This window comes from Variovorax paradoxus EPS, from assembly GCF_000184745.1.
In the GTDB taxonomy this organism is placed as follows: Bacteria; Pseudomonadota; Gammaproteobacteria; order Burkholderiales; family Burkholderiaceae_C; genus Variovorax; species Variovorax paradoxus_C.
Map to the genome: position 1 here is coordinate 1,876,222 of NC_014931.1, position 14,044 is coordinate 1,890,265.

At 67.7% G+C, this 14,044-nt stretch carries 13 protein-coding genes; 6 read left to right on the forward strand and 7 right to left on the reverse strand.

The features are described from left to right. Nucleotides 1–10: 10 nt before the first annotated feature. Nucleotides 11–1,588, forward strand: coding sequence for a PepSY domain-containing protein (locus VARPA_RS08490; RefSeq protein WP_013540140.1), 1,578 nt, complete (start codon nt 11–13; stop codon nt 1,586–1,588). Here the strand turns inward: VARPA_RS08490 and VARPA_RS08495 are convergent. Further along, nucleotides 1,518–2,747, reverse strand: coding sequence for a D-amino acid dehydrogenase (locus VARPA_RS08495; RefSeq protein ID WP_013540141.1), 1,230 nt, complete (start codon nt 2,745–2,747; stop codon nt 1,518–1,520). The genes VARPA_RS08490 and VARPA_RS08495 overlap by 71 nt on opposite strands. A 194-nt stretch (nt 2,748–2,941) precedes the next feature. Between VARPA_RS08495 and VARPA_RS08500 the strand changes: the two genes are divergently transcribed. The 5 genes from VARPA_RS08500 (at nt 2,942) to VARPA_RS08520 (ending at nt 6,973) form a co-directional block, all read left to right on the forward strand. Continuing rightward, nucleotides 2,942–3,832 carry a transporter substrate-binding domain-containing protein gene (locus VARPA_RS08500; protein WP_013540142.1) on the forward strand — a complete coding sequence of 297 codons (891 nt, stop codon included), beginning with the start codon at nt 2,942–2,944 and terminating at the stop codon, nt 3,830–3,832. Between the two features lie 25 nt (nt 3,833–3,857). Then, on the forward strand, nt 3,858–4,613 hold the full coding sequence (locus tag VARPA_RS08505; RefSeq protein ID WP_013540143.1) for an aspartate/glutamate racemase family protein: 756 nt from the start codon (nt 3,858–3,860) through the stop codon (nt 4,611–4,613). Between the two features lie 99 nt (nt 4,614–4,712). Then, complete coding sequence (locus VARPA_RS08510) at nt 4,713–5,612, forward strand: dienelactone hydrolase family protein (RefSeq protein ID WP_013540144.1); 900 nt, start codon at nt 4,713–4,715, stop codon at nt 5,610–5,612. A 109-nt stretch (nt 5,613–5,721) separates the two neighbouring features. Then, nucleotides 5,722–6,624: a ZIP family metal transporter gene (locus VARPA_RS08515; RefSeq protein WP_013540145.1), complete on the forward strand. Its 903-nt coding sequence runs from the start codon at nt 5,722–5,724 to the stop codon at nt 6,622–6,624. A gap of 136 nt (nt 6,625–6,760) precedes the next feature. Then, complete coding sequence (locus VARPA_RS08520) at nt 6,761–6,973, forward strand: hypothetical protein (protein WP_013540146.1); 213 nt, start codon at nt 6,761–6,763, stop codon at nt 6,971–6,973. Nucleotides 6,974–6,979: 6 nt separating this feature from the next. On the opposite strand, the gene VARPA_RS08525 is transcribed toward VARPA_RS08520, so the two are convergent. Genes VARPA_RS08525 through VARPA_RS08550 form a run of 6 tightly spaced genes read right to left on the reverse strand, consistent with a single transcriptional unit; the run spans nt 6,980 to nt 14,015 of the window. Further along, nucleotides 6,980–8,437, reverse strand: coding sequence for an N-acyl-D-amino-acid deacylase family protein (locus tag VARPA_RS08525; protein ID WP_013540147.1), 1,458 nt, complete (start codon nt 8,435–8,437; stop codon nt 6,980–6,982). 16 nt (nt 8,438–8,453) lie between these two features. After that, nucleotides 8,454–9,449 (reverse strand): ABC transporter ATP-binding protein, encoded by a 996-nt coding sequence (locus tag VARPA_RS08530; protein ID WP_013540148.1) that lies wholly within the window; start codon nt 9,447–9,449, stop codon nt 8,454–8,456. Further along, on the reverse strand, nt 9,446–10,474 hold the full coding sequence (locus VARPA_RS08535) for an ABC transporter ATP-binding protein (protein WP_013540149.1): 1,029 nt from the start codon (nt 10,472–10,474) through the stop codon (nt 9,446–9,448). Before VARPA_RS08535 ends, VARPA_RS08530 begins: the two co-directional genes overlap by 4 nt. A gap of 7 nt (nt 10,475–10,481) precedes the next feature. After that, on the reverse strand, nt 10,482–11,456 hold the full coding sequence (locus VARPA_RS08540; RefSeq protein ID WP_013540150.1) for an ABC transporter permease: 975 nt from the start codon (nt 11,454–11,456) through the stop codon (nt 10,482–10,484). 9 nt (nt 11,457–11,465) lie between these two features. Beyond that, the gene (locus tag VARPA_RS08545) at nt 11,466–12,401 is read right to left on the reverse strand and encodes an ABC transporter permease (RefSeq protein WP_013540151.1); all 936 of its coding nucleotides are present in this window, start codon (nt 12,399–12,401) and stop codon (nt 11,466–11,468) included. A gap of 24 nt (nt 12,402–12,425) precedes the next feature. Continuing rightward, nucleotides 12,426–14,015 (reverse strand): ABC transporter substrate-binding protein, encoded by a 1,590-nt coding sequence (locus VARPA_RS08550; RefSeq protein WP_013540152.1) that lies wholly within the window; start codon nt 14,013–14,015, stop codon nt 12,426–12,428. Between the last annotated feature and the right edge of the window lie 29 nt (nt 14,016–14,044).

A 14,044-nucleotide genomic window follows, 5' to 3' on the forward strand; every position in this document is an offset into this window, starting at 1 on the left:
GAGAGATGCCATGCATGCCAAACGCTGGTTGTTCCTCGTCCACCGCTGGCTGGGCGTGGTCGTCTGCGCCTTCTTCGCGATGTGGTTCGTCTCGGGCGTGGTGATGATGTATGTGGGCTATCCCAAGCTCACCGAGGCCGAGCGGCTGCAGCACCTGCCGCCGCTCGACGCATCGGTACCGCTGCTGGGGCCTCGGCGCGCGCTCGATGCAGCCGGCATCGCGGGGCCTCTGCGCGAGCTGCGGCTGACGGCGGCCAGCGGCGGACGCGCGGTGTATCTGGCGGTGCCTGCCCGCGAAGCCGACGCCGGCCGGCGCCGCGTGCCGCCCGGCAGCGGAACGGTGGTGATCGATGCAGAGACCGGCGCCGTGCCGAGTGACGTGGACCGCGCCCGCGTGCTCGCGAGCGCCCAGGCGTATGCGGGTGCCGGTGTGGCGCTCGACTACCGCGGCGCCATCGGCGAGGACGCCTTCACCCATTCGCGCGGGCTCGATGCCCATCGCCCGCTGCACCTCGTCGACCTCGGCGATGCAGAAGCCACGCGGCTCTACATCTCGGGCAAGACCGGCGAAGTGGTGCGCGATGCGCCGCGCGCCGAGCGGCTCTGGAACTACGCGGGCGCGTGGATCCACTGGCTGTACCCGCTGCGCGGCACCGCGCTGGACCTCTACTGGGCGGACATCGTCAACTGGCTCTCCATCGTCGGCATCGCGGTCACGCTGACCGGCACCGTGATGGGCGTGATGCGCTGGCGCTTCCGGCGGACCTACAAGAGCGGTTCGCACTCGCCGTACCAGGGTTTCATGATGCGCTGGCATCACATCACCGGGCTGCTGTTCGCGCTGGTGACGCTGACGTGGATCTTCAGCGGGCTGATGTCGATGAATCCGTGGCGCGTGTTCGACAGCGGCGCGCCAGCGCTGCGTACCGAGGCGATGAACGGCGGGCCGCTCGTTGTCGCCGCCGGGGACGCGACACCCGCCGCGCTGCTGGCCGCCACAGGCAATGGCGTGCGCGAATTGCGCTGGGTGCGCGTGGCAGGGCAGACGCTGGTGCTCGCGAGCACGGGCAACGGCCGGCCGATGGTGCGAGATGCGCAGAGCGCCCGGCCGCACACGCCCGGCCCCGAGGTGCTGCGCGCCGCGGTCGCCCGCCTGCTGCCCGATGCGATCGAGCGCATCGACGTGCTCACCGCCTACGACAGCCACTACTACACCCGCGAGCCGCACACCATGACGGGCGGCACGGACAAGCCCTTGCCCGTCTGGCGCGTGGTGTTCGCCGACGCGCACGCCACCTGGTTGCATGTCGATCCGCACACCGGCGCGGTGATCGGCCGCTCCGATGAGATGCGGCGCCTGAGCCGCTGGCTGTTCGCGATGCTGCACAGCTGGGACTGGCTGCCGCTGCTCGACCATCGCCCGGTGTGGGACGTGCTGCTCGTGGCGCTGAGCCTCGGCGGCGCGCTGCTGAGCCTGACCGGCGTGGTGATCGGCTGGCGGCGCCTGGGCCGCAAGCTCAGGGCGTCGGTGCGGAAGACGCCACCAGCGCCTCCGCGATCCGCAGCGCGGAGCCGAAGGCCAGCGTGAACCCGAGCGCGCCGTGTCCGGTGTTGAAGAGCATGTTCGACGGTGCGCTTTCCAGCCGCCCGATGATCGGCAGCCCCTTCGGCGTTGCGGGCCGCATGCCGGTCCAAGGGTGCAGTTCCTCGAGCCGGCTCGCATGCGGGAAGACGGCACGCGTGGCGGCTGCCAACGTCTCGATGCGCGTTGCCGGAATGCTCGCGTCGTGTCCCACCAGCTCGGCCATGCCTGCCACGCGCAGGCGCGAGCCGATGCGCGCGAACACCACCTTGCGGGCGCTGTCGGTCACGTTCACGGTCGGTGCCGCGCCGGGCGAAGGATCGACCTCCACCGTGATGCTGTAGCCCTTGAGCGGATACACCGGCAGGTAGGCGCCGAGTGCCCGGCCGAGCTTGTGAGAGGCCGACCCCAATGCCATGACGAAGGCGTCGGCCTCGATGTCGCCCTGGCTGGTGTTCACTGCCGCGATCCGATGGCCGTTGCGCGCGAAGCCATGCACATCGGTGCCGAGCAGGAAGCGCACGCCGCGCGCACTGAGCACGGGCATCAGTTCGGCGCACACCTTCAGGCAATCGGCCGCGCACTCGCTCGGCGTGTGGACCGCGCCGGCCATCTGGCTGCGGTAGCTCGCGAGCGCGGGCTCGATCGCGATGCACTCGTCGGGCGTGACGATGCGCTGCTCACTTCCCATGGTGCGCTGCAGCTCGAGCTGCGCACGCGCGCCTTCGAGCGAGTCCGAGCTCGCGTACAGCACCAGCTTGCCTGTGGCCGAGAAGTCGCAGTCGGGTGCGACGTCGGCCTGCATGGCCTCGAACTCGGTGCGGCTCGACGCGGCCAGCGCCAGCAGCTTCGCCGTGGTGTCGCGCGAGGTCGCTGCATTGCAGGCCGCGAGAAATTCCATGCCCCAGCGCCATTGCAGCGGGTCGAGCTGCGGCCGAAGCTTGAGCGGGGAGGTGGGCGAGAGCAGCAGCTTGGGCAGCTGCCTCCAGATCGACGGATCGGCCAGCGGCTGCACGTACGAGTAGCTCAGCTGTGCGCCGTTGCCGCCGCTTGCGCCCGCGCCGGGCGCCGCGCGGTCGATCACCGTGACTTGGTGGCCCCGGCGTTCGAGCTGCCAGGCGGTGGCCAGGCCCACGATGCCGGCACCGAGCACACACACATGCATGAAGGCAACTTTCGGGAGTGAAGACAAAGAAGAGATTGCCTGCGACTGTAGGGGTGCCCCGCGCCGCCCGGAAATGCCAAAAGAACCCCCGCCCATAACCTTTGGGCATGACCCCGGGGTTATTTGGAATTGTCCCGATGTGTCACTCCTTCTTACACTGCGCTTCTGTTCAATCCAACCGAATGAAGGCTCGAATGAAACTCTCCGTCTTGATGGCATCCATGGCTGCCGCGGTGCTCTTCACCGCCACCGGCGCGCAAGCCGCCGACACGCTCGCCAAGATCGCCGAGTCCGGCAAGATCACGCTCGCCTACCGCGAATCGTCGGTGCCCTTCAGCTACCTGGACGGCCCCAACAAGCCGATCGGGTTCTCGGTGGAGCTCTCCAACGCCGTGGTCGAAGCGGTGAAGAAAAAGCTGAACAAGCCCAACCTGCAGGTCTCGCTGATGGCGGTCACTTCGCAGAACCGCATTCCGCTCATCACCAACGGCACGGTCGACCTGGAGTGCGGCTCGACCACCAACAACACCGCGCGCGGCAAGGACGTGGCCTTCGCGGTCAATCACTTCTACACGGGCACGCGCCTCCTGACGAAGAAGTCCTCCAAGATCAAGGACTACGCCGACCTCGCCAAGAAGACCGTGGCCAGCACCACCGGCACCACCAACGCGCTGGTCATGCGCAAGTACAACACCGAGAAGAACCTCGGCATGGACATCGTGCTCGGCAAGGACCACGCCGATGCGTTCCTTCTGGTCGAGAGCGACCGCGCCGTCGCCTTCGCGATGGACGACATCCTGCTGTTCGGCCTGATCGCCAACTCCAAGAACCCGGCCGACTACGAAGTGGTGGGCGAGTCGCTGCAGGTCGAGCCCTACGCCTGCATGCTGCCCAAGGACGACCCGGCCTTCAAGAAGCTGGTGGACGACACCTTCATCGGCATGATGAAGAGCGGCGAATTCGAGAAGCTCTACACCAAGTGGTTCATGCAGCCGATTCCGCCGAAGAACGTGCCGCTGAACCTGCCGATGAGCGATCAGCTGAAGGAAAACCTGAAAGCCTTCAGCGACAAACCCGCGACCTGATTCGGGCCGCCTGAAGAGAAAAGACATGGTCGCAGCAACGCAGGTCGTCGGCATCCTCGGGGGCATGGGCCCCGCGGCGGGCGCTGACTTCGTCCGGCTCTTCGTGCAGGCCTGCGCGCAGCAGATGCGCGCACGCGGCGAGCCGGTGCGCGACCAGTCCTTTCCCGAACACTGGCTCGCGCAGGTGCCGGTGCCCGACCGCACCGGCGCGCTGGCCTCGGCAGACATCGGCGCGCACCAGCCGCTCGAGCCGATGCTGCAGGCGCTGGGCCGGCTGGCCGCGCTCGGCAGCCGGGCCGTGGCCATCGCCTGCAACACCGCGCATGCCTGGCATGCCAACCTGCAGGAGCGATTTCCGCAGGTCGAGCTGCTGCACATGGCGCGCGAGACCGCGCAGCAACTGGCCGCACAGGGCGCGACCGAGGTGGCGTTGATGGCCACCGAGGGCACCTACCGCGTGCGTCTTTACGAACAGGCACTGGCGGAAGCCGGCCTGGGCTGCCATGTGCCGCTGGCCGATGAGCGCCAGACCATCATGCGCGGCATCTTCGACGGCGTGAAAGCCGGCAACATGCCGCTGGCCGAGCAGTGCTTCTCCGAAGTCGCGCTGCGGCTGGCCGAGCGGCACGGGCCCGTCAGCATCATCATGGGCTGCACCGAGGTGCCGTTGGGCCTGCAGGGCTCGGCCGCCGTGGCCGGGCTGAGCCTGGTCGATCCGGCGGAGGTGCTGGCCGCCGCGCTGGCCCGTCGGGCCTACGGACTGCAGGGCCAACCCCACTGAATTCCCGGGCATAGAGGCGCCCGGTCGATTTCGCCTACATTGCGGCGTGCGTTTTTTCGCGCAACGCCCCTTGTCCGACGATCAACTGGAGCCCGTCCAATGTCCCAACTCGACGACAGCCGTTCCGACTTCGATTCGCTTCGCCCCGGCGACAGCACCGAGCAGGGCGCCACGCGCCGCACCGCACTGAAGGCCGCCATCGGTGTCGGCTATGCAGCCGCCGTGATGCCGGTGATTGCGCAGACCGCCATCAGCACCTCGACCGAAGGCCTCACGGCCGGCCCGATCAAGTACACCGTCAACGGCTTCGAGGTGCCGGCCTATGCCGCCGCACCGGCCGGCAAGACCGGCCTGCCGGTCGTCCTGGTGATCCAGGAAATCTTCGGCGTGCACGAATACATCGCCGACACCTGCCGCCGCTTCGCCAAGCTGGGTTATCTGGCCATCGCGCCCGAGCTCTATGCGCGCCAGGGCGATCCGCGCGGCTACACCGACATCCCGAAGCTGCAGGCCGACATCGTCAGCAAGGTGCCCGATGCGCAGGTCATCGCCGACCTGGACGGCGCGCTCGCCTATGCCAAGGCCAACGGCGGCGACACCAGCAAGGCCGGCATCACCGGCTTCTGCTGGGGCGGGCGCATCGTGTGGCTGTATGCGGCCACGGGCAAGGTCAAGGCGGGCGTGGCGTGGTACGGCCGGCTGGTCGGCCAGGCGAGCGATTTGACGCCCAAGCACCCCATCGACATCGCCGCCAACTTGCAGGCGCCGGTGCTCGGCCTCTACGGCGGAAAAGACCAGGGCATCCCCCTTGACACGGTTGATAAGATGAAAGCTGCTTTGGCCACTGGAACTGCGGCGGCCAAGGCATCCAGCTTCGTCGTGTATCCCGAAGCAGGCCACGCGTTCCATGCCGACTACCGCCCCAGCTATGTAAAGAGCGCAGCGGACGACGGCTGGCAACGCGCCACAGCCTGGTTCAAAGCCAATGGCGTCGCCTGAAGACGGCGCCTTGTAGCCACTCTCCGCCGAAGGCCGTCCTGTGTGACGGCCTTTTCCTTTTTATGAACGGTATGCGGTCCTTCCGACCGCTCCTCTTGCGCAAGCAGCTATGAATTTGATAGTCATCATCGCCGCGACCCTGGTCGCCGGCATCGGAAGCGTCTGGTTGGCGGCGTTGCTGTTGCGCGTGGGCGTACGCAACGGCTCGGGTGGCGTGAACCCGCAGCATCTCTTGAGCCTGGCGGCCGGCGCGCTGCTCGCCACCGCCTTCATGCACCTGTTGCCCGAAGCCTTCGAAAGCCGCATCGAACCGGCGCTGCTCTTCGCGGTGCTCCTGTTCGGCCTCGTGTTCTTCTTCCTGCTCGACAAGGCCGAGCTGTGGCACCACGGGCATGAGCATCACCATGGTGAAACGCCGGACGCGCACAAGGGCCATGACCACGGTCACGATCACGCACACGACCACCACGGTCACGCACATGCCCACGCGCCCAAGGGCAGCGGCAGCTGGGCCGTGCTCACCGGCGACAGCGTGCACTGCTTCGGCGACGGCATCCTGATCGCCTCGGCCTTCATCGCCGACATGCGCCTCGGTCTCGTGGCCGCCATCGCCGTGCTCGCGCACGAGGTGCCGCACCACATCGGCGACCTCGTCGTGCTGCGCCAGAGCTCGGCCAACCAGCGCGCGGCGCTCGTCAAGGTTTCGCTCGCCGGCACCATGACCATGCTCGGCGGCATCGCCGGCTGGTGGCTGGTCGACCAGTTGCACGGCTGGCTGCCGTACTTCCTGGTGCTGGCCGGCAGCAGCTTCGTTTATGTAGCGCTGGCCGACCTGATTCCGCAACTGCAAAAACGTTTGCCCGCCCGCCAGACCGCGGCGCAGGTGCTGTGGCTGGTCGCGGGCATCGTGCTGGTCACGCTGGTGAGCCGGCTCGCGCACGGCGAGCACGGACATGACCATGGCCACGACGACCCGGGACACGGGGAGCACGGGCACGTTCACAAGGACTGACGGCGCGGCTTGCAGGGGCAGTGGGAGCAGGGCGGGAAACTTTCCGACACCGACGCTGCCGCCCGAATGAACCGCAACGGCCCAAACAGGCGCACCATAGGGGGCCGTACAGCATTCATCTGCCGAGGAGCCGATCATGAATCACGTCGACGCCACCGCGCGTTCCGCCTCGCCATCCGAAGACGATGACGACAACACGCCAGCCGACGATTTCGAGGAAACCGACAGCGACATCACGGATGACCTCTCGGAAGAAACCGGCATCGATCTGACCGATGCCAGCGAACTCGATGCCGACAACGTGCCGGCGGACGAAGAGTTCGACCGGGTGATGAACGCGCCGGACTGATCCTCGTCAGGCCGCCTCGCGCCGCACGATCACCTGCCCGTTGCGCGCACCGCTGTGCACGCCGTGCTGCCAGGTCACAGCTCCATTCACGATCACCGCATCGATGCCTTCGGCCGGCTGCGTCGGTGTTTCGTAGTTCGCGGTGTCGCGCACCGTGGCCGCGTTGAAGATCACCACGTCGGCATGGTGACCCGGCTTGAGCGTTCCGCGCTCATGCAGGCCGAAGTTGCGCGCGGTGAGCCCGGTCATCTTCCACACCGCAGTCTCCAGCGGGAACAGCCCGACATCGCGGCTGTAGTGCCCGAGCACGCGCGGAAAGGTGCCCCACAGGCGCGGATGCGGCTTCTCGCCGAGCGGGATGCCGTCCGAGCCGATCATGGTGTCGTCGAAGGCGAGGATGCGCTGCACGTCGTCTTCGTCCATCATGAAATAGATCGCGCTGCCCGGCTGCAAGCGCTGGGCCGCCTCTTCGCCAGACACGCCCCATTCGGCAGCGATGTCCTTCAGGTCGCGCCCCGCGCACTCGGGGTGAGGCACGCTCGAGGCAATGAGCACGCGGCCGTCCATCATTCCGCGGTCGGTGCGGATCATGGTGGAGCCCGCGGTGTACGGGTAGCAATCGAGACCGATGCACTGGTGCTGCATTGCTTCCTTGATGAAGGGCAGCGTCACCTTCGTCTTGCCGAAGTTCTGCGCGTTCTGCACCTTGTGGTGCGACACCACCACCGGAATGTCGAGCGCGCGGCCGATGTGGAAGGTTTCTTCCAACGATTCCATCACGCGGTCGCTCTCGTCGCGCATGTGCGTCACGTAGAGCGCCTTGCGCGAGGTGAGCGGACGGCCGACTTCGATGATTTCCTCGGTGGTCGCCTTCACGGCTGGCGGGTAGAAGGTGCCGGTCGAGAGCCCGATGGCGCCGGCCTGCATCGCCTCTTCGACCAGCGCTTGCATCGCGGCGATTTCAGCTTCGTTCGCGGGGCGGTCGAGGTCAGACATGACCACCGCGCGCAGCGTCGAGTGGCCCACCATCGCGGCCACGTTCACCGATGACGGCGTGGCGCGCAGCGCATCGAGGTACGCGGCGAAGGTGGTGAAGCGCCCCTCGGCCGGCGTGTCGAGCAGGCTCAGCGGCATCGGCAGGTCCATGTCCACGCGCAGCGGCGCGGCGCTGATGCCGCAGTTGCCCGCCACCACCGTCGTCACGCCCTGCGACACCTTGAACGGCATCTGCGCCTGCGAGAGCACGGCCTGGTCGTCGTGCGTGTGCGAGTCGATGAAGCCCGGCGCGACGATGCGGCCCGTGGCGTCGAGCGTCCGGTCGGCCGTGTGGCCCGCAAGCTTGCCGATGGCGGCGATGCGGCCGCCGGAGATGCCGATGTCAGCGTCGAAGCGCGGCGCCTTGGTGCCGTCGATGACGGTGCCGCCGCGGATCAGCAAGTCGTAGTGGGGTGTCTTGTCGGTCATCGGTGAGGCTCTTTCTTCAGCGGAAGTGGCAGGCGACCAGGTGCGCGCTGGTGCCACCGTTGGAAGACGAAGGCCGCTCGCTCAGCTCGGGAACCTTCTCCTTGCACACGGCCTGCGCCATCGGGCAGCGTGTGTGAAAGCGGCAGCCCGAAGGCGGATTCGCGGGGCTCGGCGGATCGCCTTGCAGCAACATGCGCCGCGCGGGCGTTCGCGGATTCGGCACAGGAACGGCCGACAGCAGGATCTCGGTGTACGGATGCAGCGGCGCGGAAAACAGCGTGTCGCGGTCCGCGATTTCCACGATGTGCCCGAGGTACATCACCGCCACGCGATGGCTGATGTGCCGCACCACCGCGAGGTCGTGCGCGACGAAGAGATACGCGATGCCGAATTCCGCCTGAAGGTCCATCAGCAGATTGACCACCTGCGCCTGCACCGACACGTCGAGCGCGGAGACCGGCTCGTCGCAGACGATGAGCTTCGGGTTCAGCGCCAGTGCGCGCGCGATGCCCAGCCGCTGCCGCTGCCCGCCCGAGAACTCGTGCGGAAATTTCTTCGAGGCTTCAGGCCGCAAGCCCACGCGCGAGAACAGCCACTGCACGCGCTCGCGCCGCTCCGCCGCCGCGCCCATGCCGAAGTTGCGCAGCGGCTCGGCCACGATGTCGCCGGCCGTCAGGCGCGGGTTCAGCGAGGCATACGGGTCCTGAAAAATGATCTGCAGTTGTCGGCGGCGCAGCCGCATCTCGTTGGGCGAGAGCGTGAGCAGTTCCTCGCCATCGAGCGACACCGAGCCAGAGGTCGGCTCGACCAGCCGCATCACCGACTTGGCGGTCGTCGTCTTGCCGCAGCCCGACTCGCCGACCAGCGACAGCGTTTCGCCGCGCGCAACGGAGAACGAAACCCCATCGACCGCCTGGATCGCCGGCTTGTCGGCCCGCAGCCACCGCTTGGGCGAGATGTAGTGCTTGCGCAGGTTGCGCACCTGGAGCAGCGGGGCTGCGGTCGTCGTCATGCGGTCACCTCGGCATCGGCCCATTGTTCTTCGACGGCAAAGCAGGCCACCACATGGTCGCCGCCTTGCTGCGTGAGCTGCGGCGTCTCGACGCGGCAGCGTTCGCGCGCATGGCTGCAGCGCGCGGCAAACGCGCAGCCGCGCCCCAGTTCATGCGCGGCCGGCACCAGGCCCGGAATCTCCGTGAGCCGCGCGCTCGCCGTGTTCATCGCGGGCATCGAGGCCATCAGCGCGCGCGTGTAAGGGTGCAGCGGCCGGTCGAAGAGATCGATCACATCGGCTTCCTCGACCTTCTTGCCGGCATACATCACGACCACGCGGTCGCAGCTCTCGGCCACCACGCCCAGGTCGTGCGTGATCATCACCACGCCCATGCCCAGTTCCTTCTGCAGCCGCTTGATGAGGTCGAGGATCTGCGCCTGGATCGTCACGTCCAGGGCCGTGGTCGGCTCGTCCGCGATCAGCACCTCGGGGTTGCAGGCCAGCGCCAGCGCGATCATCACGCGCTGCCGCATGCCGCCCGAGAGCTGGTGCGGGTACTCGTTCACGCGCCGCTCGGGCTCGGGGATCTGCACCACGCGGAGCATCTCGACCGCGCGCTGCAGCGCCTCGGCGCGACTGGCCTTCTGGTGCAGTTGCACCGTCTCGGCGATCTGCCGTCCGACGGTGAGCACCGGGTTCAGCGAGGTCATCGGCTCCTGGAAGATCATCGAGATGCGGTTGCCGCGGATCTGCCGCATCTCGCGCTCGCTCAGTTGCATGAGGTCGGTGCCGCGCAGCCGCACAGAACCCATATGGCGGCCGGGCGGCGTGGGCACGAGCCGCAGGATCGACAGCGCGGTCACGCTCTTGCCGCAGCCCGATTCGCCGACCACGCCGAGCGTGCGGCCCGCGCGCACCGTGTACGACACACCATCGACCGAGCGCACCACGCCGTTCAGCGTGTGGAAGTGCGTGCGCAGGTTGTCGACTTCGAGCAGGGGTTCGCCGGGGGCGAGTGCCACGTGGGACATGGGAGTCTTCATGGCGTGCTCACAGTTGCCGCGCAAGACGCGGATCGAGCGCATCGCGCAAGCCGTCGCCCAGCAGGTTGATCGCCAGCACCGTCGCCGCCAGCAGCAGCCCCGGGTACAGGATGATGTGGAACGCCACCGCCACGAAGTTGCGGCCCTCGGCCATCATGTTGCCCCAGCTCGGCGTCTGCGCGGGCACGCCCACGCCGAGGAAGGAGAGGGCGGCTTCGGTCAGCACCGCGGCGGCCGCGACGAAGGTTGATTGCACGATCAACGGCGCCACCATGTTGGGCAGCACATGGCGAAACAGGATCACCGGCAGCCGCGTGCCCACGGCATGCGCGGCCTCCACATACAACTGCTCGCGCAAGGTGAGCGCCAGCGAGCGCACCAGCCGCACCACGCGCGGAATCTCGGGCACAGTGATGGCGACGATCACCGTCGTGAGGCTCGCCCGCGTCACCGCCATGAGCGCGATCGCGAGCAGGATGCCGGGGATGGCCATGAGCCCGTCCATCACCCGCATCACCGGCCCGTCGGCCCAGCGCACGAAGCCCGCGAACAGGCCGATCAGTACGCCGAACACCGTCGCCAACACCGCGACCGAGGCGCCGACGATCATCGACACCTGCCCGCCCCACACCGCGCGGCTGAACACGTCGCGGCCCAGCGCGTCGGTGCCGAACCAGTGCTCGCCCGAGGGCGGCTGCATGCGCGCGAGCGGGTCGATGTCCTGCGGGTCGTGCGTGGCGATCCACGGCGCGGCGATGGAGAGCGCGGCCACGGCGATCAGCAGCAGCGCGCCGATGATCAGCGTCGGATGCTTGCGCACCCAGCGCCAGCGCGCGGGGACGAAGGGGGCTTCGTCGGCCGGAGCGAGAGCCGTTCGGGCTGAGCTTGTCGAAGCCTTGCGCGGCGCTTCGACAAGCTCAGCGTGAACGGCTTTATCAGCTTGACCGGGTTCGTGCTTCATCAAGGGAGAGGCGATGGACATGGTCGGGGCTCAGTACTGGATGCGCGGATCGAACAAGCGGTAGCTCAGGTCGATCAGCAGGTTGATCAGCACGTACACACCCGCCGACAGCAGCAGCACGCTCTGGATCACCGGGTAGTCGTGACGCTGAACCGAATCGATGACGAGGCGCCCCACGCCCGGAATGGCGAACACCGTCTCGGTGACCACCACGCCGCCGATCAGCAACGCGATGCCCACGCCGATGGTCGTGGCGATGGGAATGGCCGCATTGCGCAGCGCATGCCCGAGCACCGGCAGCACGCCCAGGCCCTTGGCGCGCGCGGTGCGGATGTAGTCTTCATGCAGAACTTCGAGCACGGTGGCGCGCGTCATGCGGGTCACGAGCGCGATGTACACCAGCGCCAGGTTCACGCACGGCAGCACCAGCGAGCGCAGCCACTCGCCCGGCCCTTCGGCAAAACGCACATAGCCCTGCACCGGAAACCACGGCAGCTGAATCGCGAACGCGTAGATCAGCAGATAGCCCACGAGGAACACCGGCACCGAGAACGCGAGCACCGCGAACACCATCACCAGCCGGTCGACCCAGCTTCCCGCGCGGTAGGCCGCGAGCGTGCCCAGCGGCACCGCCACCACCAGCGTGATGAGCATGGTGAGCGCAGCGATCGACACCGTGGGCTCCAGCCGCTGGCCGAGCAGTTGCGACACCGGCACCTGCGTGAAGATCGAGGTGCCCAGGTCGCCGGTGAAGAGCTTGCCGAGCCACACCGCGAACTGCTGCCACAGCGGCAGGTTCAGCCCGAGCGCGGCGCGCAGCTTCTCGATGTCTTCCACGCTCGCGAGATCGCCCGCGATGAGCGCCGCCGGATCGCCCGGCGACAGGTGGATCAGGAGGAACACCACCACGGCCACCACCGCCATGACGGGAAGCGTCGAAAGAAAGCGTCGAACGATGTAGCCCATGGCGCTGCGCGTCGTGCGTGCCCGTCAGCGGTCGAGCGCCCAGAACATCGGCATGCCGGCCCAGAGCTTGTCCAGCCCCTTGAGGTTGGCGCGCGCGGCGAAGGCGGCCGAGTACTGGCCCGCGTTGATGTACGGCACGGCCTCGTAGGCACGGGCCTGGAAGGCGTCGAGCAGTTCCTTGCGCTTGGCGGGCACGGTCTCTTTCAGCCAGGCGGTGCGCAGCTCGTCCAGCTGTTTGTCGCAGGGCCATCCCGGCAGCGTGTTGCCGCAGGCCGCGCCCAGGTAAGCGTTGCTGATCGGTGAGTTGGCATCGAACTCGCCGGCCACCGTCACGTACATGTTCCAGCCGCCGGCCTCGGGCGCATCGCGCTTGGCGCGGCGCGCGCCGATGGAGGCCCAGTCCAGGTTCTGCGCGTCAACGTTGATGCCGATGCTCTTCATGGTCTGCGCGGCCATCAGCGCCTCGGCGTTGAGGTAGGGCACGTCGCTCGGCACCAGCAGCACGACCTTCTCGCCCTTGTAGCCCGCATCGGCCAGCATCTTCTTGGCCTTGGCCGCGTCGGCCTTGCGGTAGGGCTCGGCGCCGGCCGAGGTTTCGTTCGGGCTGCCGCAGATGAAGAAGGTGGGGCAGTAAGCCATGCGCATGTCGAGCGGATAGCCCATGGCCGCGACGAAGCGCTCCTGGTTCACCGCCTGCAGCAAGGCCTGACGCACCTTCGGATTGTTGAAGGGCGGATGCAGCTGGTTCATCACCAGAAAGCCCTGGTAGGCGCCGCCCGAGCCGATCTTCACGCTCGAGTCGGTGCGCAGTGGTGCGATGTAGTCGGGCTGCAGTTGCTCGACGATGTCGACTTCGCCGCGCTTCAGGGCCGCGATCGCGCTGTTCGAATCAGGCAGGTACAGCCATTCGACACGCTCGAAGTTGCTCTTCTTGCTGCCTGCGAGGCCGTTCGGCGGTTCGCTGCGCGCCACGTAGTTGGGGTTGCGCACGAACACCGCCTTGTTGCCCGGCACCCATTCGTCGCGCTTGAAGATGAAGGGGCCCGAGCCCAGCACCTCGGTGAGCGGCGCGGTGGCCGGCAGCTTGGCCAGGCGCTCGGGCAGCACCACCGGCGGAAAGCCCGAGGGCTTGGCCAGCGCATCGAGCACCATGCCGAAGGGCTCGGTGAGGGTGAGCGTGAAGTTGCGCGCATCGACCTGCTTCCACTCCGCGCCGCTCGCGGTCATCGCGCGGCCCAGGCTGTCGCGCGCGGCCCAGCGTTGCAACGAGGCGACCACATCGGCCGAGGTGACGGCGCTGCCGTCGGAGAACTTCAGGCCCGGGCGCAGCGTGAAGCTCCACTGCTTGCCGTCTTTCGAGGCCGTGTACTTCTCGACCATCTGCGGCTGCGGCTTGCCCGTCGAGTCCTGCGCGAACAGGGTGTCGTAGACCATGTAGCCGAAGTTGCGCGAGATGTAGGCGGTTGTGAAGGTCGGGTCGAGGATCTTCAGGTCCGCATGCGCCACCACCTTGAGCGTCTTGGGCGCGGGTGTCTGGGCGAGCGCCGGGAGGCACGCGGCGGAAAGCGCCAGGGCAACAAAGGCGGCAGAGGCGGCAAGCGTTCGTCGTTTCATCGTCGGTACTCCGGTGGGGCGAAAGAAGG

What these genes read in the sequence shown, in the direction of transcription:
- VARPA_RS08490 (WP_013540140.1), top strand. Translation starts at nt 11, where the DNA reads ATGCATGCCAAACGCTGGTTGTTCCTCGTCCACCGCTGGCTGGGCGTG.
- VARPA_RS08495 (WP_013540141.1), bottom strand. Translation starts at nt 2,747, where the DNA reads ATGCATGTGTGTGTGCTCGGTGCCGGCATCGTGGGCCTGGCCACCGCC.
- VARPA_RS08500 (WP_013540142.1), top strand. Translation starts at nt 2,942, where the DNA reads ATGAAACTCTCCGTCTTGATGGCATCCATGGCTGCCGCGGTGCTCTTC.
- VARPA_RS08505 (WP_013540143.1), top strand. Translation starts at nt 3,858, where the DNA reads ATGGTCGCAGCAACGCAGGTCGTCGGCATCCTCGGGGGCATGGGCCCC.
- VARPA_RS08510 (WP_013540144.1), top strand. Translation starts at nt 4,713, where the DNA reads ATGTCCCAACTCGACGACAGCCGTTCCGACTTCGATTCGCTTCGCCCC.
- VARPA_RS08515 (WP_013540145.1), top strand. Translation starts at nt 5,722, where the DNA reads ATGAATTTGATAGTCATCATCGCCGCGACCCTGGTCGCCGGCATCGGA.
- VARPA_RS08520 (WP_013540146.1), top strand. Translation starts at nt 6,761, where the DNA reads ATGAATCACGTCGACGCCACCGCGCGTTCCGCCTCGCCATCCGAAGAC.
- VARPA_RS08525 (WP_013540147.1), bottom strand. Translation starts at nt 8,437, where the DNA reads ATGACCGACAAGACACCCCACTACGACTTGCTGATCCGCGGCGGCACC.
- VARPA_RS08530 (WP_013540148.1), bottom strand. Translation starts at nt 9,449, where the DNA reads ATGACGACGACCGCAGCCCCGCTGCTCCAGGTGCGCAACCTGCGCAAG.
- VARPA_RS08535 (WP_013540149.1), bottom strand. Translation starts at nt 10,474, where the DNA reads ATGAAGACTCCCATGTCCCACGTGGCACTCGCCCCCGGCGAACCCCTG.
- VARPA_RS08540 (WP_013540150.1), bottom strand. Translation starts at nt 11,456, where the DNA reads ATGTCCATCGCCTCTCCCTTGATGAAGCACGAACCCGGTCAAGCTGAT.
- VARPA_RS08545 (WP_013540151.1), bottom strand. Translation starts at nt 12,401, where the DNA reads ATGGGCTACATCGTTCGACGCTTTCTTTCGACGCTTCCCGTCATGGCG.
- VARPA_RS08550 (WP_013540152.1), bottom strand. Translation starts at nt 14,015, where the DNA reads ATGAAACGACGAACGCTTGCCGCCTCTGCCGCCTTTGTTGCCCTGGCG.